The organism is Paracoccus sp. NIOT.M2S5SZ12 (assembly GCF_057748165.1).
In genome coordinates, this window is the sequence record NZ_JBYLFR010000008.1 from 69,115 (window position 1) to 91,728 (window position 22,614).

General features: G+C 70.3%; 22 protein-coding genes. 1 reads left to right on the plus strand and 21 read right to left on the minus strand.

The genetic code is table 11. From position 1 onward, the window contains the following. Nucleotides 1-169: 169 nt before the first annotated feature. The 12 genes from murB to AC2SGK_RS09210 form a co-directional block, all read right to left on the minus strand. Nucleotides 170-1,105 carry a UDP-N-acetylmuramate dehydrogenase gene (gene murB / locus AC2SGK_RS09155; RefSeq protein ID WP_488323265.1) on the minus strand — a complete coding sequence of 312 codons (936 nt, stop codon included), beginning with the start codon at nt 1,103-1,105 and terminating at the stop codon, nt 170-172. Between the two features lie 57 nt (nt 1,106-1,162). Then, nucleotides 1,163-1,510, minus strand: coding sequence for a hypothetical protein (locus tag AC2SGK_RS09160; RefSeq protein WP_488323266.1), 348 nt, complete (start codon nt 1,508-1,510; stop codon nt 1,163-1,165). Continuing rightward, entirely contained in the window at nt 1,507-1,800 is a 294-nt protein-coding gene (locus AC2SGK_RS09165) for a DUF2484 family protein (protein WP_488323267.1), read from the minus strand. The genes AC2SGK_RS09160 and AC2SGK_RS09165 overlap by 4 nt, the downstream gene beginning before the upstream one ends. Then, entirely contained in the window at nt 1,797-3,218 is a 1,422-nt protein-coding gene (gene murC / locus AC2SGK_RS09170; protein WP_488323268.1) for a UDP-N-acetylmuramate--L-alanine ligase, read from the minus strand. Before murC ends, AC2SGK_RS09165 begins: the two co-directional genes overlap by 4 nt. Further along, a complete protein-coding gene (locus AC2SGK_RS09175) occupies nt 3,215-4,300 on the minus strand; it encodes a UDP-N-acetylglucosamine--N-acetylmuramyl-(pentapeptide) pyrophosphoryl-undecaprenol N-acetylglucosamine transferase (RefSeq protein WP_488323269.1) in 1,086 nt (361 codons plus the stop codon). Before AC2SGK_RS09175 ends, murC begins: the two co-directional genes overlap by 4 nt. Then, complete coding sequence (gene ftsW / locus AC2SGK_RS09180) at nt 4,300-5,463, minus strand: putative lipid II flippase FtsW (protein WP_488323270.1); 1,164 nt, start codon at nt 5,461-5,463, stop codon at nt 4,300-4,302. Before ftsW ends, AC2SGK_RS09175 begins: the two co-directional genes overlap by 1 nt. Before the next feature lie 219 nt (nt 5,464-5,682). Then, the gene (locus tag AC2SGK_RS09185) at nt 5,683-6,426 is read right to left on the minus strand and encodes a cytochrome c biogenesis CcdA family protein (RefSeq protein ID WP_488323271.1); all 744 of its coding nucleotides are present in this window, start codon (nt 6,424-6,426) and stop codon (nt 5,683-5,685) included. Nucleotides 6,427-6,548: 122 nt separating this feature from the next. Then, complete coding sequence (locus tag AC2SGK_RS09190) at nt 6,549-8,984, minus strand: Rne/Rng family ribonuclease (RefSeq protein ID WP_488323272.1); 2,436 nt, start codon at nt 8,982-8,984, stop codon at nt 6,549-6,551. 480 nt (nt 8,985-9,464) lie between these two features. Next, the gene (locus AC2SGK_RS09195) at nt 9,465-10,316 is read right to left on the minus strand and encodes a glycosyltransferase family 25 protein (protein ID WP_488323273.1); all 852 of its coding nucleotides are present in this window, start codon (nt 10,314-10,316) and stop codon (nt 9,465-9,467) included. Then, nucleotides 10,297-10,914 (minus strand): inner membrane-spanning protein YciB, encoded by a 618-nt coding sequence (locus AC2SGK_RS09200; protein ID WP_488323274.1) that lies wholly within the window; start codon nt 10,912-10,914, stop codon nt 10,297-10,299. Before AC2SGK_RS09200 ends, AC2SGK_RS09195 begins: the two co-directional genes overlap by 20 nt. Nucleotides 10,915-10,940: 26 nt before the next feature. Next, a complete protein-coding gene (locus AC2SGK_RS09205; protein ID WP_488323275.1) occupies nt 10,941-11,840 on the minus strand; it encodes an EamA family transporter in 900 nt (299 codons plus the stop codon). 60 nt (nt 11,841-11,900) lie between these two features. Then, nucleotides 11,901-12,902, minus strand: coding sequence for a DUF1223 domain-containing protein (locus tag AC2SGK_RS09210; protein WP_488323276.1), 1,002 nt, complete (start codon nt 12,900-12,902; stop codon nt 11,901-11,903). A 209-nt stretch (nt 12,903-13,111) separates the two neighbouring features. Between AC2SGK_RS09210 and acnA the strand changes: the two genes are divergently transcribed. Then, complete coding sequence (gene acnA / locus AC2SGK_RS09215; protein WP_488323277.1) at nt 13,112-15,892, plus strand: aconitate hydratase AcnA; 2,781 nt, start codon at nt 13,112-13,114, stop codon at nt 15,890-15,892. A gap of 70 nt (nt 15,893-15,962) precedes the next feature. Here the strand turns inward: acnA and AC2SGK_RS09220 are convergent, their stop codons facing one another. The 9 genes from AC2SGK_RS09220 to secF all read right to left on the minus strand — a co-directional run bounded on the left by AC2SGK_RS09220 (nt 15,963) and on the right by secF (nt 22,606). After that, a complete protein-coding gene (locus AC2SGK_RS09220; protein ID WP_488323278.1) occupies nt 15,963-16,523 on the minus strand; it encodes a cytochrome b in 561 nt (186 codons plus the stop codon). Nucleotides 16,524-16,643: 120 nt separating this feature from the next. Further along, entirely contained in the window at nt 16,644-18,449 is a 1,806-nt protein-coding gene (ggt, locus tag AC2SGK_RS09225) for a gamma-glutamyltransferase (protein WP_488323279.1), read from the minus strand. Nucleotides 18,450-18,520: 71 nt separating this feature from the next. Continuing rightward, nucleotides 18,521-19,060 carry a DsbE family thiol:disulfide interchange protein gene (locus AC2SGK_RS09230; protein ID WP_488323280.1) on the minus strand — a complete coding sequence of 180 codons (540 nt, stop codon included), beginning with the start codon at nt 19,058-19,060 and terminating at the stop codon, nt 18,521-18,523. Further along, a complete protein-coding gene (ccmD, locus tag AC2SGK_RS09235; protein ID WP_411838755.1) occupies nt 19,053-19,196 on the minus strand; it encodes a heme exporter protein CcmD in 144 nt (47 codons plus the stop codon). Before ccmD ends, AC2SGK_RS09230 begins: the two co-directional genes overlap by 8 nt. Beyond that, nucleotides 19,193-19,918: a heme ABC transporter permease gene (locus AC2SGK_RS09240; RefSeq protein ID WP_488323281.1), complete on the minus strand. Its 726-nt coding sequence runs from the start codon at nt 19,916-19,918 to the stop codon at nt 19,193-19,195. Before AC2SGK_RS09240 ends, ccmD begins: the two co-directional genes overlap by 4 nt. Nucleotides 19,919-19,969: 51 nt before the next feature. After that, a complete protein-coding gene (gene ccmB / locus AC2SGK_RS09245; RefSeq protein WP_488323282.1) occupies nt 19,970-20,626 on the minus strand; it encodes a heme exporter protein CcmB in 657 nt (218 codons plus the stop codon). Then, nucleotides 20,623-21,255: a heme ABC exporter ATP-binding protein CcmA gene (ccmA, locus tag AC2SGK_RS09250; protein ID WP_488323283.1), complete on the minus strand. Its 633-nt coding sequence runs from the start codon at nt 21,253-21,255 to the stop codon at nt 20,623-20,625. The genes ccmB and ccmA overlap by 4 nt, the downstream gene beginning before the upstream one ends. Then, the gene (locus AC2SGK_RS09255) at nt 21,252-21,608 is read right to left on the minus strand and encodes an Mth938-like domain-containing protein (protein WP_488323284.1); all 357 of its coding nucleotides are present in this window, start codon (nt 21,606-21,608) and stop codon (nt 21,252-21,254) included. Before AC2SGK_RS09255 ends, ccmA begins: the two co-directional genes overlap by 4 nt. Beyond that, entirely contained in the window at nt 21,608-22,606 is a 999-nt protein-coding gene (gene secF / locus AC2SGK_RS09260; RefSeq protein ID WP_488323285.1) for a protein translocase subunit SecF, read from the minus strand. The genes AC2SGK_RS09255 and secF overlap by 1 nt, the downstream gene beginning before the upstream one ends. Nucleotides 22,607-22,614: the final 8 nt, after the last annotated feature.

Below are 22,614 nucleotides of genomic sequence, written 5' to 3' on the forward strand. Positions count from 1 at the left end.
GTCCTGCTCGACCTGCCCGCCACTGTTCGCCTTTCGTGCCCGGTTGATCCGGGCTTCATCCGTCCGCGTCCCCTTGGATGGGGACGTCATGTCGCAGCAGGATACAAGCAAAGCGCGAACCGCAAAAGCCGAAATTCGGCCGCCTGCGCAGAATGTTGCGCGGGGCGGATCAGTCGGTGCCGGGCGCCGGGTCGCCCACGCGGACGACCTCCCATTGCAGGTCGTGGCCGCTCTCCTCCAGCACGCGGCGGCGGACCAGCTCGCCCAGGGCCTCCAGCTCGGCGGCGGTCGCGCCGCCGGTGTTCAGCAGGAAGTTCGGATGCTTCTCCGACATCTGCGCGCCGCCCCAGCTGTGGCCGCGCAGGCCCGCCCGGTCGATCAGCGCCCAGGCCTTGAGGTCATGGACGTCATCCGCCTGCCCGGTGGAGCTGAACCCCGCCGGGTTGCGGAAGGTCGATCCGGCGCTGCGCTCGCGGGTGGGCTGGCTCTCGTCGCGCCGCGCCAGCTGATCGGCCATGCGGGCATGCAGCGCGTCCGGATCGCCCGGCGCGGCGCGCAGCCGGGCGGCGGTGATGACCCAGCCCTCGGGCAGATGGCTCTCGCGATAGGCAAAGCGCAGATCGGCCGGGGTCAGGGTCATGATGCGGCCGTCGCGGGTGACGGCGGTGGCGTCGATCAGGTGATCGGCCAGATAGCTGCCATAGCAGCCCGCATTCATGCGCACCGCGCCACCGATGCTGCCGGGAATGGTGCGCAGGAAGGTCAGGTCCAGCCCGGCCTCGGCCGCGCGCCGCGCCACCTGCGCGTCCAGCGCGGCGGCACCGGCGGTCACCACGCCCTCCGCGATCTCGACCCCATTGAAGGCGCGGCCAAGGCGGATGACGACGCCGCGGATGCCGCCGTCGCGCACGATCAGGTTGCTGCCGACGCCCATGGGAAAGACCGGCACGGCAGGGTCCAGCGCGGCCAGGAACGCCGCCAGATCGTCCTGGTCGGCGGGCTGGAACAGCCAGTCGGCCGGGCCGCCGACACGCAGCCAGGTCAGGCCGTCCAGGTTTCGGTCGGGGATCAGGCTGCCGCGCGGGGTGGGAAGGTCGATGCTCATGACCATCGGGTGGTAGCCAGCACGGCGGCGCGCGTCAACCGCCGCAGGGGCGCATCGTCAGATCAGCAGCGTCGCGCCCGCGGCAAGCCCCGCCACCAGAAGCGCCAGAAGCGACAGCCAGCCGGAGGGCCGCCGCCATGCGGGAGCGTGCCCGCGCAGCGCCGCCAAGGCCAGCCCCAGGGCGGTGCCCAGCAACGCAGGCAGCACGGTGAAGCTCTGCGCGACGATGGCGGCCAGGTCGTGAAAGCCCCCCTGCCCCTGCGCCGCGTTCAGCAGCTGCAACGAAATCGCCGCCAGAAGCAGCGCCAGCACCAAGAGCGGCCAGCGCAGGCGCAGCCGCGCGTTGCCCCAAGCGATGAACCCCGCCCCGGCCAGGCACAGCCCGGCGATGATCCAAGGGTTCACGGCTGTCCCTCGGGGGTCACGGCGGGGGTCGCGGCGGGGGCGGCCCGGCGCGGCGCCGGGCGGCGCAGCAGCAGCAGAAGCCCCAGCCCCAGGCACAGCATCCCCGCCCCCGGCCCCCAGTTCAGCGTCGAGAGGCCCAGCACCGGCACCCCCGCCAGCGCCAGCGTCCAGCCCGCCCGGCGATGCGCGCGGCGCGGCAGCCGCGGCATCAGGCAGGCCAGCAGCAGCCAGATCGACACCGCCGCCACGGGCACCGGCATCCAGGTGGCCAGGTCGGCGGCAGCCATCATGCGGCGCGGCCCTGCAATCGCGCGGGAAGGGCGTTGGCCCAGGCCGAGATCGTGCCCGCGCCCAGGCAGACCACCATGTCGCCGGGCCGCGCCTGTTCGCGGACCAGCCGCTCCAAGTCGTCCTCGGACAGGATGGCGCGGGCGTGGCGGTGGCCATGGGCGATCAGCCCCGCCACCAGATCGTCGCGCGAGGCGCCTGCAATCGGCTCCTCTCCGGCGGAATAGACGTCGGCGATGGCGACCACGTCGGCCTCGTTGAAGCAGGTGCAGAAATCCTCGAACAGGTTCGACAGGCGCGAATAGCGGTGCGGCTGATGGACCGCGATGACGCGGCCGGTGCTGGCCTGGCGCGCGGCCTTGAGGACGGCGGCGATCTCCACCGGGTGGTGGCCGTAATCGTCGATGATGGTCACGCCGCCCACCTCGCCCACGCGGGTGAAGCGGCGGCCGACCCCGCCGAACTTCGCCAGCGCGGTGCGGATCTCGGATTTCTTGATGCCCAGATGGCGCGCCACGGCGACCGCGGCCAGACAGTTCGAGACGTTGTGATCGCCCGGCATGGGCAGGGTGCAGCCCTCGATCATGGGCACGGTGCCGTCCACGGCCTCGCTCTGCAGGGCGATGTCGAAATGCGCGATGCCCTTGGCATAGGTCAGGTTCATCGCCCGCACGTCGGCCTGGGCGTTGAAGCCGAAGGTCACCACGCGGCGGTCGGTCAGGCGCCCGACCAGCGCCTGGACCTCGGGGTGGTCGGTGCAGCAGACGGCCAGCCCGTAGAAGGGGACGGAGGAGGCGAAATTGGTGAAGGCCTGGCGCAGCGCGTCGAAGCTGCCCCAATGCTCCATGTGCTCGGGGTCGATATTGGTGACGATGGCGATGTCGGCGGGCAGACGGTTGAAGCTGCCGTCGGATTCGTCGGCCTCGACCACCATCCACTCGCCCGCGCCGGCCCGCGCGTTCGAGCCGTAGGCATGGATCACGCCGCCGTTGATGACCGTCGGGTCCAGCCCGCCCGCATCCAGCAGGGTCGCGACCATGGTCGTGGTCGTCGTCTTGCCATGCGTGCCGGCGATGGCGATGTTGGATTTCAGGCGCATCAGCTCGGCCAGCATCTCGGCGCGGCGGACGATGGGCAGGCCGCGCAGGCGCGCCTCCTCCAGCTCGGGATTGCCCTTCTTGATGGCGGTCGAGATGACGACCACGCCCGCGCCCGCGATGTTCTCGGCGCGCTGGCCCTCGAAGACGGTGGCGCCCAGGGTCTCCAGGCGGTCGGTGATCTTGGACTTCTTCGAATCGCTGCCCTGCACGCGGTAGCCCAAGGTCAGCAGCACCTCGGCGATGCCGGACATGCCGATGCCGCCGATGCCCACGAAATGGATGGGGCCCAGCTCTCCGGGCAGTTTGGTGGCAGCGTTCATCGCGTGATCTCCTCGACGAGGTCGTACAGTCGGCGCGCTGCATCGGGGCGCGCCAGGGTCAGGGCCGCCTGCGCCATGGCCGTGGCCTGGGCGGGGTCCGTCAGGATGGCGCGGATGTCGCGCGCGAGGCTGTCCGCGTCAAGCACGGATTCGGGATGGACATGCGCCGCCCCCGCCTCGGCCAGGGCCTGGGCATTGGCGGTCTGGTGATCGCCGGTCGCGGCCGCGAAGGGGATCAGGATCGACGGGCGCCCGATCACCGTGATGTCGGCCAGCGACGATGCCCCCGACCGGCTGACCACCAGATGCGCCGCGGCGATGCGCTCTGGTACGTCGGTGAAGAAGGGCTGCACCTCGGCCGCGATCCCGGCCGCGGCATAGGTGGCCACGACCTGCTCGGCATCCTCGGGGCGGGCCTGATGGCTGACATGGAGGCGCACGCGCAGGTCCTCAGGCAGGGCGGCGATGGCCGCGGGGACGACCTGCGACAGCACGCGCGCGCCCTGGCTGCCGCCGATCACCAGAAGCCGCAGCGGCCCCGCGCTCGGTGCGTCATAGGGGCTGGCCGCGCGGTCCAGAACCGAACCGCGCACCGGATTGCCGACATGCCGGCCGTCGATGCCCTGCGGCAGCTGGGTGGGCCAGGTGCCGCAGGCCACGCGATGCACATGACCCGCGAAGAGGCGGTTCACGCGGCCCATGACGCCGTTCTGTTCGTGGATCATCCGCGGCAGGCCCATCAGATGCGCCGCTGACAGCGCCGGGATGGTCGGATAGCCGCCAAAGCCGATCACGACTGCCGGTCGGTCGCGCCGGAAGGCCCGGCGTGCGGCCATCACCCCGGCCGCAATCTTGAAGGGCGCCGACAGCTTGCCCGCCAGCCCCCCGCGCGCCGTGGTGGCCGAGGTCACGACCTGCCGTTCGACGGCTTCGGGGAAGGCACCGGCATAGCGCGCGCCACGGTCGTCGGTCGAGAGACGGACCCGCCAGCCGCGCTCCAGCAGCAGCTCGGCCAAGGCCTGGGCGGGAAACATATGGCCGCCGGTGCCTCCGGCGGCGATCAGCGCAAGGGGGGCGGCCATCAGCGCGACCGCCGCAGGATCTCGGCGAACTCGCCCTGGGGCCGCGTGCGAGTCAGCGCCAGCAGCATGCCCACCGCGATGCCCGAGGCGATCAGCGACGAGCCGCCATAGCTGACGAAGGGCAGCGTCATGCCCTTGGCGGGCAGCAGGCGCACGGCGACGCCCATGTTGATCAGCGCCTGCACCCCGAAGGCGCAGGCCAGGCCGGTGCCCGCGATCCGCGCGAACGGATCGCGCTCGCGCAGCAGCCGCAGGAGCGAGCGCAGCACGATCACCGCGTAGAGGCAGATGATCGCCAGGACCATGATGAAGCCGTATTCCTCGGCCGCGACGGCGATGATAAAGTCGGTATGCGCGTCGGGCAGCGACCATTTCACCTGACCCTCGCCCACGCCCACACCGAAGAAGCGGCCCTCCTGGATGGCGTTGGTAGCGAAGTAGATCTGGGTGTTGGCGTCGATCTCGGAGGAGAGAAAGCTGTTGATGCGGCGGGCGAAGTGCTCCGACAGGTTGTAGGCCAGCAGCCCCCCCGCGCCTGCCAGCCCGGCCACCGCCATGATCACGATGATCCCCGAACCCGCCACGAAATACATGACCAGCCAAGAGAAGAGCACCAGCGAGGCCTGGCCGAAGTCGGGCTGCAGCGCCAGCAGCACGACCACCGTCAGCGCCACGCCGAAGCTGAGCGCGCGGCCCGGCGGGCTGCCAGGTTCCTGGGCCGCGGCCATGAACCAGGCGCAGAGCGCGACGAAGCCGGGTTTCAGGAACTCCGACGGCTGCACCGAGACGAAACCCAGGGACAGCCAGCGCGTGGCGCCCTTGCCGAAATCGGTGCCGATGACCGGCAGCGCCACGATGAGCAGGAACGAGACCGCGAAGCCCAGGACGCCGATGCGCCGGATCTGGCGCGGGTTCAGCGTGGAGATAGCGATCATCACCAGCAGGCCCAGCCCGCCGAAGGCCATCTGCCGCTGGACGTAGTAGAAGCGCGGCAGGTTGTTCTTCTCGGCCAGCGGCACCGAGGCCGCGAGCCCCAGCAGAAGGCCGATGGCGAAGAGGCCCAGGACGCAGGTTAGAGACCACTTGTCCAGCGTCCGCCACCAGCGGGGAAGAATCGGGTCGCCCGCGCGCACGGGCGTCGTGCCGAAGACCATCTCGGTCATGGGAATACCGCCGTCACTGCCTCTGTCCTGTCCGGTTTGCCCGGATCTGGCCGAAAGGATAGCGCGAATGTCGCAGCGGCGCTACCACAGATTGAGCGCTTGCGGGAACGTGACCGGGGCATCGGCCGCAGGGGTCGCGCGGGGGAGCCGGAGCCCGCAAGCGGCCTCCGGCGCGCTGCCGCCCGGCCGGGGGCCGGCTGCGCCGGCGTTCGGTGCGGGTCAGCCCAGGGTGGCCAGCGCCGGGAAGGTCTCGAGGAGCCAGAAGCTGAAGGCCGAGAAGGCGCCGGTCAGCAGCATCACCCCCACCACGATCAGCAGCGCGCCCATGACCCGTTCGATCATGCCGAGCCAAGGCTTGATGCGGTTCATCACCCCAATCGCGCGGTCGATGAACACGGCGGCCAGAACGAAGGGAATTCCCAGGCCCAAGGCATAGACGGCCAGCAGCGCGGTGCCGCGCGACAGCTCTCCCCCGGTCGCGGCCAGCGACAGGATCATGCCCAGCTGCGGGCCGATGCAGGGGGTCCAGCCGAAGGCGAAGGCCAGGCCCAGCACATAGGCGCCCATGGCCCCGCCGCCCTGCCTGCCGGCCTGAAGCCGCGCTTCCTGATCCAGGAAGGGGATGCGGATGACGTGCAGGAAATGCAGGCCCATCACGATGACCATCGCCCCCGCGACCCGCGCCAGCACATCCTGATAGGTCAGGAAGGCGCGCCCGAAGGCCGATGCGGCGAAGCCCATCACCAGGAACACCGTCGAGAGGCCCATCACGAAGAACAGCGCCGGCAGGACGGCGCTGCGTTCCCGCGCCTTGAGGCCGTTCACCCCCACCCCGGTCATGTAGGCCAGATAGGGCGGCACGATGGGCAGCACGCAGGGCGACAGGAAGGACAGGATGCCCGCCAGCATCGCCACGGCGGCGGCGGGCAGGAAGGCGGCGGTGGCGAGGTCGATTCCCAACATGGCGGCACCTTACCGCGTGGCGGGCCGAAGCACAGGGGACATCGCGTCACGGATGCGTGGGGCGGATATGCGAAGGGGCGCGGTTTGCACCGCGCCCCCCTGTGTCTGTCGTGCCGGTCGGCTCAGCGGCCGGACCACCAGCCACGGCGGCGGGGCTGGGGCGCATCGGCGGGCGCGGGGCTGTTCGCGGGCTCCTGCGGGGCGGCGGCGGACTGGACCAGCGCCTCGGCCACGGTGGCGGGTTCCGCGGGGGCGGCCTCCGGGGCCGGAGCGGTTTCCGCAGGGGCAGTCTCCGCGACCGGGGCGGCAGGCTCCGGGGCGGTCTCCGCGGGCGCAGTCACCACGGCCTGGGGCAGCGCCTCGGGGCGAGCGTCGTCGGCCTCGGCCAGGTCCACCACCTCGGGGAGGGGCTGGGCCTCGACCGGCTTGCGGCTGCGCGACCGGCTGCGGCTGCGCGACCGGGTCCGGCCCTGCGGCGCGTCATCGGTCCCGGCTGCAGGTTCGGCCTCGGGCTGGGCCGCGGGTTCGGCCTCGGAGACCTCCGCGGCGACCGGCTCGGCCTCGGCCTCATCGGCGACGGGCTCCTGGCCCTCGCCCTGCACGGCATCGTCGGCCTGCGCCTCGTCGCCCTCGGGACGCTCGCCCGACTTCCGGCGGCGGCGGCGGCGGCGGCGCGAGCGGCCCTCGCCCTCCTCGCCATCCGCATCGCGGGTCTCGGCCGTCTCGGCGGCCTCGGACACGGCGGTCTCCGCCTCGGGGGCCTCGGCCTCGATCGCGGGCAGGTCGTGATCCTCCTCCTCGTCGATGCTGGCCATCAGATCGGCATTGACGCCCAAGGGCACATGGCCCGGCTCGGGGACGACGCGGGTCGCGGTCTTGAACTTCTCGATCGCGTAATCGGGCGAGACCAGCGCCGGGTCCGCCTCCACGCGCACCGACATGCCGTGGCGCGCCTCGATGCCCGCGACATGCTCGCGCTTGGCGTTCATCAGGAAGTTCGCGACGGCGACCGGTGCGCGCACCAGAACCTCGCGCGACCGCTTGCGGCTGCCCTCGTCCTCGATGGCGCGCAGGATGGTCAGCGCCAGGCTGTCGTCGCTGCGGATCAGGCCGGTGCCATGGCAATGCGGGCAGGGCTGGGTGGTGCTCTCCAGCATGCCGGGGCGCAGGCGCTGGCGGCTCATCTCCATCAGGCCGAAGCCCGAGATGCGGCCGATCTGGATGCGCGCACGGTCGGATTTCAGCTTGTCCTTCAGGCGCTTCTCGACGGCGGCGTTGTTGCGCCGCTCATCCATGTCGATGAAGTCGATGACGATCAGACCGGCTAGGTCGCGCAGGCGCAGCTGGCGGGCGACCTCATCGGCGGCCTCCAGGTTGGTCTTGAGCGCGGTCTCCTCGATCGAGCCTTCCTTGGTGGCGCGACCCGAGTTCACGTCGATGGCGACCAGCGCTTCGGTGATGCCGATGACGATGTAGCCGCCCGACTTCAGCTGCACGACCGGGTTGAACATCCCCGCCAGATAGCTTTCCACCTGATAGCGCGCGAACAGCGGCACCGTGTCCTGATAATGGACCACGCTGTCGGCATGGGTCGGCATGATCATGCGCATGAAGTCCTTGGCCGCGCGATAGCCGCGCTCGCCTTCGACCAGCACCTCGTCGATCTCGGAGGAGTAGAGATCGCGGATGTTGCGCTTGATCAGGTCGCCCTCCTCATAGATCGCGGCGGGGGCGATCGACTTGAAGGTCAGCTCGCGGATCTGCTCCCACAGGCGCAGCAGGTATTCGTAGTCGCGGCGGATCTCGGTCCGGGTACGTTGGCTGCCGGCGGTGCGGATGATCAGGCCGGCGCCCTTGGGCACGTCCAGCTCGTTCGCGATGTCCTTCAGCTTCTTGCGGTCGGCGGCGTTGGTGATCTTGCGGCTGATCCCGCCGCCGCGCGCGGTGTTGGGCATCAGCACGCAGTAGCGGCCGGGCAGCGACAGATAGGTGGTCAGGGCGGCACCCTTGTTGCCGCGCTCCTCCTTGACGACCTGCACCAGCATGATCTGGCGGACCTTCACGACCTCCTGGATCTTGTAGCGGCGGGCGCGGGGCTTGCGGGGCGCGCGGACCTCCTCGGTCACGTCCTCGTCGGCGACCGATTCGATCTCGTCGTCCTGATCGGCCTCGTCGCCGGCGGTCTCGGCGCCGGTCTCGGCCTCCTGGGCCTCGGCGCGGGGCTTGCGGCGCGAACGGCCGCGCTCCTCCTCGGCCTCCTGGGCCTCGGCCTCGGCGCGTTCCTCGGCCTTCAGCGCCTCGCGGTCGGCCGCGGGGATCTGGTAGTAGTCCGGATGGATCTCGGCGAAGGCCAGGAAGCCGTGGCGGTTCCCGCCGTAATCCACGAAGGCCGCCTGCAGCGAGGGCTCGACCCGGGTGATCTTGGCCAGGTAGATGTTCCCGGCGATCTGGCGCCGGTTGGCCGTCTCGAAATCAAATTCCTCGACCTTGGTTCCATCGACCACGACCACCCGAGTTTCCTCGGCATGGGTGGCGTCGATCAGCATTTTCATTGCCATTGTTATGTCTTTCGCGCAGCCGACGGCCGGGCGGAGCCAGTGGCACCCCCCGGTTCGGTCTGCGGTGTGATGAGGACACGGGCGCGTCGCCGTCGAAGACCATCGGTCCGACGGGGCATCGTGCCCGCCCGTCCCGAAGTCTGCCGTCCAAAGCGCGCGTCATCGCGTCTGTTCCCTAGGATGGTCCGATGCCGCAAGGCAGGACCGCTGTTCGTCGGACCCCCTGCGCCGTCCCGCAAGGCGGTGGCGCGGCGGAGGCTTGGTTTTCCGCGGGCACATGGCTCGCCCGAGATCGGGATCAGAGGTGCCGCGCTGCGAAACTGTCGGCGCGGGACTGGCCGCGGACCGTGTCCCGGTCCGGGCTGCGCCCTGCGCATGGGGCCAGCATAGCGGTCCGGGGCAGGAAAATTCAATGCCGAAAACGCCCCTGCCCCGCGACGGGCCGAATGGGCCGTCCTCCGCCGAACCGAATGCGCCCCCTCAGGCCTGCCGTCCGGGGTCCGCGGCGGACCCGGCATCGGTCACCGCCCCGCCCCGCCGCCGCAGCCTTTCCCGCATCAGCCGCGCCCCGCGGCAGGCCAGCCGCGCGACCTCCAGCCAGGCCCGATAGGGCAGCACCGTCAGATAGCGCGACCGCCCCAGCTTGTAGGCGCGCAGCCCCGCCTGGATCTGCGTCGGATGATCGGAGCGCTGCGAGCCGGGCAGCGGATCGACGAAAGCCGCGCGCAGCCCCGACAGGAACTCCAGGTCGAAGGCGATGTCCCAGGCCAGCCGCATGGGCAGAAGATCGGCCACGATCCATTCCGCGGCCCGGCGGTCGATCACATAGGCCCCGGCGCCCTTCTCGCGCGTCAGCGCGATGGCCAGCCGCCGCCCCGGCCCCAGGTCGCGGATCGCGTGCTTTCGGCCGCGATTGACCGAGGTCAGCCGCAGCAGGTTCCACGCATCGCCGTTCAGCGCCGCCCGGTCCAGGACCGCGACCAGGTCGGGATCGAAGCTGACGTCATCCTCCAGCACCAGCGCCAGGTCGGCGTCCCCCGCCAGCAGCGCCCGCGCGCAGGCCACATGCGACAGATAGCAGCCGACCTCGGGCGGGGTCGTGCGGCGGCCGTGCAGCAGCCGATAGGCGCGTTCGTCGAATTCCGGGATGGGAAAGCGCAGCGCCCGCCCGTCCACGCCCTCGATCCGGGCGAAGGGCAGGTCCAGGGCCGCCAGCTTGGCCTGCATGGCCGTCAGGCGGGCATCGGCGCCCGCCATGTTGATCAGATAGACCGCCAGGCGCCGCCCCGACAGGGGCAGCACCGTCACCGCGTCAGACGGCGCGATCGTCATCGGACGTCTCCGCCGGGGGCAGCGCATGGGCGCTGTAGAGACCCGCATTGGCCATCAGGAAGACGAACAGCGCCGCGGGCAGGCCGAAGGTCTCGAACCAGACCCAGGTGCTCTCGCTCTGGGTGCGCCAGACGATCTCGTTGGACAGGGCCAGCAGGACCAGGAAGACGGTCATGCGGACGGTCAGCTTGCGCCAGCCCAGCTCGGTCATGGGCAGCGCCTCGGACAGGACCGCGCCCAGCCAGTTGCGCCGCAGCGCCAGGCCCGTGCCCAGGATGACCGCGAACAGCAGATAGATGATCGTCGGCTTGATCTTCAGGAAGCGCGGATCGTTCAGCCAGACCGACAGGCCGCCGAAGACCACGACCAGGACCAGCGTCGCGATCTGCATCGGCGCCAGCCTGCCGGTCAGCCACCACTGGATGCCCGCCGCGACGATCAGCGCCGGGATCAGCGCCGCGGTGGCCAGGATGAAGCCGCCATAGCTCTCGCCGCCGATCACGAAGGTGTCGTTGCGGTACAGCATGAACAGCACGAAGAACAGGACCAGCGGGCCCAGATCCAGCACCGGCTTGACCCAGGGTTTCATCTCTCTCATGCGGTCGGCCTTTTGTTGACCGCCCGTCAGGCGGCGAATTCCACGATGACCGCGCCCAGGGCGATCAGCGCCATCAGCGCCACCCGGCGCGGCCCCACCTTTTCGCCCAGGATGAGCCAGCCGACAAGGGCCGCGAAGACGGTCGAGGTCTCGCGCAGGACGGCGGCGCGGCCGACCTCGTCGATGCGCGTGGCCAGCATGATCGAGCCGAAGCTGGCGAAGGCCACCAGCGCGCCGATCATGCCGCGCATGGCCAGCGGCCCGACCTGCGCGGCGGGCAGCGCGGCCAGCCGGCGCGCGTTCCACAGCGGCATGAACAGCCCGTCCAGCACGAAGAACCATGCCAGGAAGGTGAACGGATCGGCCGCCTGCCGGATGCCCCAGGCATCATAGGCGGTATAGGCCGCGACCATCGCCCCGGTGACCATCGCCCAGGCCAGCGCCGGGACCAGCGTCTCGCGCCCCACGGTCAGGCGGCGCAGGCTGTTTGCCGCCAACCCGAAGATGCCCCCCACCAGCAGAGCCAGCCCCAGCCACTGCCCCGCGGTGAAGCGTTCGTGAAAGACCAGCATCGCGACCAGCACCACGAAGAGCGGCGCCGATCCGCGCACCACCGGATAGACGACCGTATAGGCCCCGCGCTGATAGGTCAGCGCCTGCGCCACCTTGTAGAGGATGTGGATGCCCATGGCGCCCAGCAGGACCGGCCAAAGGCCCGGCTCGGGCCAGGGCACCAGGAACAGCGCCACCGGCAGCGCCATGAGCAGGTAGGACAGGTCGATCGCCGCCCGGCTGAGCCAGGGATCGTGGCGCCCCTTCTGCAGCGCGCCGAAGACCGCATGCAGGAACGCCGCCGACAGCGCCAAGGCCGAGGCCAGCCTTGCGCCCTGCTCGGTCCCCGCGATCTGGATGAAGAAATCGCCCATGCCGCCTGATGGCCCCTGCCCGCCCCCGACGCAACCCCGGTCGCGGGGCCGCGCGCGCGATCAGTCCAGCCGGACGGCGGCCAGGATCGGGCCGGGCAGCGCCTCATCGCCCTGCATCTGCTGGATCAGCAGCGCGTGGCGGGTGTCGGGCGGCCAGGCCCCGTCCTCCATCAGCTCGGGGCGCACGGTCAGGCGCAGGGGCTGCCGCCCGTCCCATCGCGACAGGTGTTCCAGCGTCAGGACCACGTTGCTGTAGAGCACGGTGCGGCCCCGATTCTCTCCGGCCATCACGTCGACATGGCGTTCGGGGGCATAGCGCACCAGGATCACGTCCACCGCGCCGCCCAGGTCGGACAGGGGCTGAAGCTCGATCAGTTCTCCGGCATCGGTGGGGTCGCGCTGGACGCTGACGGTGGCGGGGGCATAGCGGTGCGCGTCGATCAGGCCCATCAGCTGCGCCGGACCGGGCGAGACCGAGGTGTCCTGGCCGTCCACGATCATCTGCGGAGTATAGACCGAGCGCTCGCCCGAGGCGCGGGCATAGGCGCTCTGGCGTTCGGTGAATTCTGGCCGGGCGAAGCTGTCGGCCCAGCCTAGGTAGTCCCAGTAGTCGACGTGATAGGACAGGGCCAGCACGTCCGGCGTCCCGGTCAGCGCGGTCAGCATCGCATCGGCCGGCGGGCAGGAGGAGCAGCCCTGCGAGGTGAAGAGCTCGACCACCACCGGCAGCGTCGCCGAGGGCAGCGCGGTGGCGACCGGCGGCGCCGCATCCGCGGCCGCAAAGCCGTTGACGCCCCCCGATTCCAGCGCCGGATAGGGCATGCCCATCGCCGACGGGGACTGCCGCCCGGCCTCCTCGGGGGCCAGGATCAGCGGCGCGTTGCTCGCGTCCGGTGCGGTTCCGGCGGAGGGGGAGGCCGTCACGTTTGCCTGCCCACCCATCCCCTGCCCCGCCGCGGGCAGCGCCAGGAGCCACAGCGCCGCGCAGGCGGCGGCCGCGCCCTGCGCCCATGCACGGGCGGGACGGGTCGGGCGGTCGGGATATGTCGGGTGCCATGTCACAGGCAGCGTGTTACCGCCAGACGGCCCGAAACACCAAATCACCGCTGCGTCAGCGGCGCCATTCGCGTCATGCGTGCCTCTTGAGCAACAGGGGAAAAGATGGTATGCAATCGCATACAATTTGCTGTGCATCCCTTGCGCCATGCCCCCCGATGGGGCAAAGCAGGGGCACGCCGGACCCATCCATTCTTGCAGACAGGGAGGCCCTGATGCCCATCCAGACCGGAACCGACACCGCCAAGACGCGCCGCACGCTGAGCGCGGGCGCGCAGAGTGTCGATTACTACTCCATCGCCGCCGCCACCGAGGCGGGGCTTGGCGACTTCTCGAAACTGCCGGCCGCGCTGAAAGTCGTGCTGGAGAACATGCTGCGCTTCGAGGATGGCGGCCGCACCGTCTCCGTCGAGGACATCAAGGCCTTCGCCGAATGGGCGGCCCTTGGCGGCAAGAACCCGCGCGAGATCGCCTATCGCCCGGCCCGTGTGCTGATGCAGGACTTCACCGGCGTTCCTGCCGTGGTCGACCTGGCCGCCATGCGCGACGGCATCAAGGCCTTGGGCGGCGACGCGCAGAAGATCAACCCGCTGAACCCGGTCGATCTGGTCATCGACCATTCGGTGATGATCGACGAGTTCGGCACCCCCCGCGCCTTCCAGAAGAACGTCGAGCTGGAATACGAGCGCAACATGGAGCGCTACACCTTCCTGAAATGGGGCCAGAAGGCGTTCAACAACTTCCGCGTGGTCCCGCCCGGCACCGGCATCTGCCACCAGGTCAACCTGGAATACCTGGCCCAGACCGTCTGGACCGACACCGACCAGACCGGCAAGACCGTCGCATACCCTGACACGCTGGTCGGTACCGACAGCCACACCACCATGGTCAACGGCCTGGCCGTCCTGGGCTGGGGCGTGGGCGGCATCGAGGCCGAGGCCGCGATGCTGGGCCAGCCGATCTCCATGCTGATCCCCGAGGTCGTGGGCTTCAAGATCACCGGCGCGCTGGCCGAGGGCGTGACCGCCACCGACCTGGTCCTCAAGGTCGTGCAGATGCTGCGCAAGCACGGCGTGGTGGGCAAGTTCGTCGAGTTCTACGGCGAGGGCCTGGACCACATGCCGCTGGCCGACCGCGCGACCATCGCCAACATGGCGCCCGAATACGGCGCGACCTGCGGCTTCTTCCCGATCGACGACGAGACGCTGCGCTATCTGCGCCAGACCGGCCGCGACGAGGACCGCATCGCGCTGGTCGAGGCCTATGCCAAGGAGAACGGTTTCTGGCGCACGGCCGATTACGCGCCGGTCTATTCCTCCACGCTGGAGCTGGACCAGAGCACCGTCGTCCCCGCCATCTCGGGGCCCAAGCGCCCGCAGGACCACGTGCCGCTGACCGAGGCCGCCAGCGCCTTCGGCGAGTACATCAAGGGCCTGCGCCCCGCCCCGTCGGTTCCCGCCGACCAGAAGGCCAAGATGACCGCCGAGGCCGGATCGCCCGACCCGGCGCCCCAGGAGATCCCCGGCGGCGCGCATGGCCATCTGAACAGCGCCCCCGTCGAGGGCGAGGACTATGTCCTGCGTGACGGTTCGGTGGTGATCGCCTCGATCACGTCGTGCACCAACACCTCGAACCCCTATGTGCTGATGGCCGCGGGCCTGGTCGCCCGCAAGGCGCGCGCCCTGGGCCTGACCCGCAAGCCCTGGGTCAAGACTTCGCTGGCGCCCGGATCGCAGGTGGTCGAGGAATACCTCAAGGCCGCGAACCTGCAGGAGGATCTGGACGCCCTGGGCTTCAACCTGGTGGGCTTCGGCTGCACCACCTGCATCGGCAACTCGGGCCCGCTGCAGCCCGAAATCTCGAAGGCCGTGAACGACAACGACCTGGTCGCCGTGTCGGTCCTGTCGGGCAACCGCAACTTCGAAGGCCGTATCAGCCCGGACGTGCGCGCGAACTATCTGGCCAGCCCCCCGCTGGTCGTGGCCTATGCCATCGCGGGCGACATGAACATCGACGTGACCAAGGACCCGCTGGCGCACACGCCGGACGGCAAGCCGGTCTATCTCAAGGACATCTGGCCGACCTCCAAGGAGGTCGCCGATCTGGTCGACACCATCGTGACGCGCGAGATGTTCCAGGCGAAATACGCCGACGTGTTCAAGGGCGACGAGCGCTGGCAGGCGGTCGAGGTGACCGACAGCGAGACCTATGACTGGCCCGCATCGTCCACCTACATCCAGAACCCGCCCTATTTCCGCGGCATGTCCAAGGAGCCGGGCGTCATCCATGACGTGAAGGGCGCCCGCGTCCTGGCGCTTCTGGGCGACATGATCACGACCGACCACATCAGCCCGGCGGGCAGTTTCAAGCCGGGCACCCCGGCCGGCAAGTACCTGACCGAGCGTCAGGTGGCCCCGCGCGATTTCAACAGCTACGGCTCGCGCCGCGGCAACCACGAGATCATGATGCGCGGCACCTTCGCCAACATCCGCATCAAGAACGAGATGCTGGACGGGGTCGAGGGCGGCTTCTCCAAGGACGCCGACGGCAACCAGGTTGCGATCTATGACGCCGCGATGTCCTATGTCGATCAGGGCACGCCCCTGGTGATCATCGGCGGCATCGAATACGGCGCCGGATCGTCGCGGGACTGGGCGGCTAAGGGCACGAACCTCCTGGGCGTCAAGGCGGTCATCGCCGAGAGCTTCGAGCGCATCCATCGCTCGAACCTGGTCGGCATGGGCGTCATCCCGTTCGAGTTCACCGGCGGCGACTCCCGCAAGACGCTGAACCTGACCGGCGACGAGACGATCACGATCGAGGGTCTGGCGGGCGACTTCAAGCCGCTGTCCCTGGTGCCCTGCACCATCACCTATGCCGACGGCACGGTGAAGACGATCCAGCTGAAGGCCCGCGTCGATACCGAGGTCGAGATCGACTATCTGAAGAACGGCGGGGTGCTGCATTACGTGCTGCGGAACCTGGCCGCGGCCTGATCGGCCCCGCACCAGAGCGGATCAGGGCCCCCGGCGCATCGCCGGGGGCCCTTGTCATGACCGGCCGCCGTCAGCGGCGGCCCAGCATCCGCGACAGCGTCCCGTCGCGCCGCACCCGATGGTGCCAGATCGCCATGCCGACATGCCCCAGGATCAGCGCGAAGAACAGCCAGGCCAGCTCTCCGTGCAGGGCCTGGCCCAGCTGCACCATCCACGACACCTCGGTCCCAGTGGCGGGGATCAGCCAGGGATCGGCGCGCGGCCAGCCGCGGCCGCTGCCATAGGCCCGCAGCAGGGCCAGCGACGGCACAACCGCCATCAGCAGATACATCAGCCCCTGACCGGCCCGCGCCGCGCGCCCGAGCCGCCCCGAATGACCCGGCCGCCGGTTCAGATTCAGCGCCGTCCAGATCAGCCGCAGGCCCAGCAGGGCCAGGACGGTGACGCCGATCCAGGCATGGCCCGGCCCGATCGCGGCCAGCCGGACGACCGCGGGCGCATCCTCGGCCACACGTTCGGCCGCGGCGATGAGGAACTGCCACCCCAGAAGGGCCGCCATGATCCAGTGCAGCGCACGGCTGATCCGGCCATATCGGTCGGGACCGTCGCGCCAGAGGGGGGCAGAGGGCATGTCTCGCTCCGTTCCAGCGGTGGCGGGGCGGCGCGCCCCGCCACCAGAAAAGGCCGCGCCGCCCCGCCGCGCAAGAGCCGCGGGCTCCGGCGAATGCCCGCAACCGGGCGCGAGGGCGTGTCAGCCGCCGATGGCGATGCCCTCGCGGCGCGGATCGGCGCCGCCCTCCAGCCCCTCGGGCGTGACCACGATACCCTGCAGCCCCGAGGTCAGCTCGGTCTCGTTCAGCTCGAAGCCCAGATCGGTCAGGCCGCGGGTCAGCGCGCCGGGCAGCCCCGCCTCCACGTCCATCGGACCGAAGCGGTTCACCAGGTTCGGAGCCGCGACCGCCGCCTGGATGTCCATGCCCCAGTCCAGATGCGCCACGATGGCGCGGGCGACATAGCCGATGATCCGGCTGCCGCCCGGCGATCCGATGACCATGGCGGGCGCGCCGTCGCGCATCACGATGGTCGGCGCCATCGACGACCGCGGCCGCTTGCCCGGCGCGATGGCATTGGCGATGGGCCAGCCGTTGGCATCATGCGTCTCGAAGCTGAAATCGGTCAGCTCGTTGTTCAGCAGGAACCCGCCCGCCATCACGCGCGAGCCGAAGCCGTTCTCGATGGTGGTGGTCATCGACAGGGCGTTCCCGTCGCCGTCCACGATCGAGATGTGGGTCGTCGAGGGCAGTTCCAGCGCGCTGTCCTGCCCCCACAGCGTCGCATGGCTCCAGCCGGGCTGGCCCGGCGCGACCTCGGGCAGGCTGTCGTCGCCCGCAAGCAGCGCGCCGCGTTCGACCAGATAGGCCGGGTCGATCAGCCCCTCGGTCGGCATGGCGACGAAGTCGCTGTCGGCCATGAACCGCCCCCGATCCGCAAAGGCCAGCCGCGAGGCATCCCCGATCAGCCGCCAGGCATCGGGGCTTTCGGCGCCCATCGCGGCCAGTTCGTATCCGCCCAGCATGCCCAGGATCTGCCCCACGGTCAGCCCGCCCGACGACGGCGGCCCCATGCCGCAGACATCGTGGTCGCGATAGTCCACGCAGACCGCCGGGCGTTCGATGACCCGATAGGCGGCCAGATCCTCCGGCGACAGCAGGCCCGGATTGTCCTCAGCCCCGCGCACTGCGGCCACGATCTCCTGCGCGATGGGACCGCGATAGAAGGCATCGGCCCCCTGCCCGGCCAGGACGCGAAGCGTATCGGCATAGGCCGGGTTGGTCAGCCGCGCGCCCGGCGCCACGGGCTGTCCGCCTGGAAAGAAGTAGTCGGTCGTGGCGGGGTAGCGCTGCAGCGCCTCGCCCTCGGCCGCGACCAGCGTCGCCAGGCGCGGCGACACGGTGAAGCCGTCCTGGGCCAGGGCGATGGCATCGTCAAAGAGCCCCGCCCAGTTGGCGCGCCCCCATTTGCGATGCGCGACCTCCATCAGGCGCGGCGTGCCCGGCGTGCCGACCGACCGGCCGCCGACCACCGCCGCCATGAACTCCAGGGGCTGGCCGTCCTCATCCTGGAACAGCGTGGGGGTCACGGCCATGGGGGCCGTCTCGCGCCCGTCCAGCGTGGTCAGATCGCCCGTCGCGGCATCGTACCAAATCAGGAAGGCGCCGCCGCCCAGGCCCGAGCTCTGCGGCTCGACCAGGCCCAGCACCGCCTGCACGGCGACCATCGCATCGGCCGCGCTACCGCCGCGTTCCAGGACGCGCGCGCCCGCCTGCACGGCCAGGGGATGGGCGGCCGAGACCATCCAGTCCTGCCCGCGGACCGGGATGCCCTGCGCCTTGGCCTCCAACGCGGCGCGGGCCGCATCGTCCAGCGGGCCGAAATCCGCGGCGGCTCCCTGCGCCGCCGACGCGCCCTCGGGCGCCACCGCATCCGTCGCCTGCTGCGCCGCAAGCCCGCCCGCGCTTCCCAAGAGGATCGCCAAGGCCAAACCCGTCCGTGTCATCCGCAACTCCCCCATCATGCCTGTCGATGGGGTCAGCATGGGGCGCACAACCCGCGGGTGCAAGCGCGGGGTTACTGATCGGCCAGAGCGCGCTCCAGTTCGGGGCGGAAGCGGTTCTCGTAATCCGCATCGACAAGCGGGCCGGCATGGCGGTAGAGGACCCGCCCCTCGCCGTCCAGGATGAAGGTCTCGGGCGGGGCGGTCACGCCCCAATCGATCGCGGTGCGGCCGCGCGGGTCAGTGGCGATGGCCGCGAAGGGGTCGCCATCCTCCTCCAGGAAGCGCAGCGCGTTGGCGTCGATGTCGCGCAGATCGACGCCATAGACCGGGATCTCCTGCGACAGGGCGGTCAGGGTCGGATGCTCGATCCGGCAGGGCGGGCACCAGCTGGCCCAGAAGTTCACCAGCTTGACGCCGGGCTGGCGCAGCATCTCGTCGGTCAGCGCGGTCTTGCCGGGCAGGGTCGTGGGGGGCACCGGCGGCGCCTCGCGTCCGACGATGGCGGACGGCACGGCGCCCGGATCGTCGCGCCCCATGCCCCAGAGGAACACCCCCGCCAGCGCGATGAAGGCCAAGGGCGGCAGCAGGACCAGAGGCGCGATCCTAGCCATCGCGGCCATGCTCCTCCAGCGCGCGCCGCGCACGGGCATTGGCGGCGACGGTATGCCAGACCAGCCCGCCGATCAGGACCAGGCTGACGGCATAGGCGGACAGGACGGGGATGGCATATCGTCCAAGGTCGATCATGCGCGCATCTCTCTTGCTTGCAGGGCGGCCAGGCGGCGGCGGCGGATCTCGGTCCGGGTGCGGATCAGGACCAGCGCCAGGAACATCAGGAAGAACCCCAGCATCGCCAGGTACAGGGGATAGCGATAGACATGGCTCATGCGTTCGCCAGACTGGACCGACAGGCTGGCACCCTGATGCAGGCCCTGGTTCCAGAACAGCACCGCATAGCGCGACAGAAGCGCGAAGACCGACCCCACCAGGCACAGCACGCCCGTCAGGTCGGCGGCGCTGTCGGGGTCCTCGACCGCCGACCACAGCGCGATATAGCCCACATAGAACAGGAACAGGATCAGGAACGAGGTCAGCCGCGGGTCCCATTCCCACCAGCTTCCCCACATCGGCTGTCCCCAGATCGCCCCGGTCGCCAGCGCGATCATGGTCATCACCGCCCCGATGGGCGCGGCCGCCTTGGCCGCCAGCGCGCTGACATGGTGGCGGCGGATGATCCAGATCAGCGAGGCGACCAGCATCATCACCCAGATGTTGATGGCCATCATCGCGGCGGGAACATGCAGGAAGACGATCTTGACCGTCGATCCCTGGCGGAAGTCGTCGGGCGTCAGAAAGCCCCAGACCAGGCCGGTCACGCAGCAGATCGAGGCGCCGCCGACCAGCCAGGGCAGGACCCCTTCGGTGGTGCGCATGAACCGGGCCGGATTTGCGTATTCCCAGATCGACATGGTCCCTGTTTCCCCGTTTCGCGCCGCGCCTTCAAGGGGCGTGGCGCGCCCTCACCTCAGATTGACCCGCAGCGCCGCCGCCGCCGCCAGCGGGATCAGCGCCAGGACCGCCAGCGTGATGCCCGCCAGAAAGACCAGCGGCGTGGCGATGGCCAGGCCCTCGGCCCCGCGCCGGGTGATCTCGGCCCCGAAGATCAGCGTCGGCACATAGAGCGGCAGCACCAAGAGCGACAGCAAGAGCCCGCCCCGCCGCAGCCCGACCGTGATGGCCGCGCCGAAGGCGCCCAGCATCGACAGGGCGGGTGTCCCGACCGCCAGCGACAGGACCAGCGCCGGCATGGCCCGCGGCGGCAGGTGCAGCAGCAGCCCGAAGAGCGGCGCGGCCAGGACCAGCGGCAGGCCGGTGGTGACCCAATGCGCCAGCGCCTTGACCGCGACCGCCCCCTCCAGCGGCAGGGGCGCGGTCGCCAGGAGGTCCAGGCTGCCATCCTCATGGTCCAGCGCAAAGACGCGGTCCAGCGACAGCAGGCAAGCCAGCAGCGCGCCGACCCACAGGATGCCCGGGGCGATGGGCGCCAGCACGGCGCGGTCGGGCCCGACCCCGAAGGGCACCAGCGCCGAGAGGATCAGGAAGAAGGCCACGCCCAGGCCGAAGCCGCCCCCCGCACGCGTGGCCAGCCGCAGGTCGCGGATCAGCAGGGCGATCACGCGAAAGCCTCGTTGAAGCCCGCGGGCCGGGTGGCGGGGGCGCCGGGGCGCGCGCGAAAGGGGGTCAGGTCCAGGACCTGCGCCTGCGGCAGGCCCAGGTCGATATGCGTGGCGATCAGCGCAGCCCCGCCTTGCCCCAGATGGTCGGCCAGCACCGCGGCGAAGCGCGCGACCGAGGCCGCGTCCAGCGACACGGTGGGTTCGTCCAGCACCCAGAGCGGGCGGCGTGTGACCAGCAGCCGCGCCAGCCCCAAGCGCCGCTTCTGCCCCGCCGAGAGCGATCCGGCCGCGCGACGGGCCAGCGCCGTCAGCTCCATCGCGGCCAGCGCCCCCTCCACATCGCCGCCCCCGAAGAGGCGCGCCCAGAAGGCCAGGTTCTCGGTCGCGGTCAGGGCGGGCTTCAGCCCGTCGGCATGGGCGGCATAGGCGGCGGCGTCCTCGGGCATCGCGATGCGGCCCGCGACCGGGGCCTGCAGCCCGGCGACGCAGCGCAGCAGCGTCGTCTTGCCCAGCCCGTTCGGGCCGCGCAGGATCAGCGCCTGCCCCCTGTCCAGATCGAAGGAGACGCCCTCCAGAACCCGCAGACCGCCGCGCGCCACGGCCAGGTCTTGGACGCGGAGCAGCGTCACAGCGGCAGCAGCGCGCAGGCCACCCGGCGGCCTTCCGAGACGGTGACGTTGTAGGTGCGCGCCGCGGTGGGCGAGGTCATCGCCTCGACCCGGATGCCCAGGGCGTCCAGCGCCGCGACCAGATCGCGCGGGGCGTGACCGATATCCTGGCCCAGCCCCAGGAACAGCACGTCCACGCGCCCGGCCAGATCGGCCAGAGGCGCGCGGTCGTCCAGCCCCTGCCAGGGCGTGACGCGCCCGGCTTCGACCACCACCGCGCCGCGGATCACCTGGCCCGCGATGCGGAAGAAGCCGGGACCATAGCTGTCCACCGCGTTCTGTCCGGCGAAGTCGGTGGGGATCAGCTGCGGCATCAGACCTCCTCCGCCCCCTCGAAGGGCGAGACGTTCTTGCGCTTGGCCTTGGGGTCCTTGGGATCGGACGGGCCCCAGTCACGGCGCACGCCCAGCCACAGGACGACGCTTTTCGCGATGTAGACCGTGGAATAGGTGCCCACGAAGACGCCCCACAGCATCGCGAAGACGAAGCCGCGCACCACGTCGCCGCCCAGGACCAGCATCGCGGTCAGCGCGATGGCGGTTGTGACGGCGGTCATCACGGTGCGCGACAGGGTCTCGTTCACGGTCAGGTTCATCACGTCGACCAGCCTCATCGACTTGTACTTGATCAGGTTCTCGCGCAGCCGGTCGAAGACCACGACCGTGTCGTTGACCGAAAAGCCCAAGGTCGTCAGCAGCGCCGCGATGGTGGTCAGGTCGAATTTGAACTGGAACAGCGCGAAGACGCCCACGGTCAGCAGGACGTCGTGAACCAGCGCCACGACCGCCCCCACGGCCAGCTGCCATTCGAAGCGCAGCCAGATATAGGCAAGGATGCCGAGGGTCGCCGCCGCCACGGCGATGAGCGCGGTCCGGATCAGCTCGTCAGAGACCTTGGGCCCGACCGATTCGACCGAGACGAAGGTGACCGCGGGATCGACCTGCTGCAGCGCGGCCTCGACTTCGTTCAGTTGCTGGGGCGAGACCGAGCCGGTCTCGTCTGTAGTGCCGATGCGGACCATGGCGACATGGCGGTCCGCCCCGAAGGACGGATCGAAGACCTCGGTGATGGACACGTCGCTGAAGCCCATGCCGTCCAGCGCCTGCCGGTATTCGCCGATCTCGAAGGCGGTCGTGCTTTCGGTGCGGATGGTGGTGCCGCCGCGGAAGTCGATGCCGTAATTCAGCCCCATGAACACCGTGGCCAGGATCGAGATCACCACCGCCACGGCGGAGATGCCCACCGTCAGCCATTGCCAGCGGAAAAAGTCGATGGACGTGACGTCGGGGACGAGTTTCAGACGGAAAGCCATGATTGCGC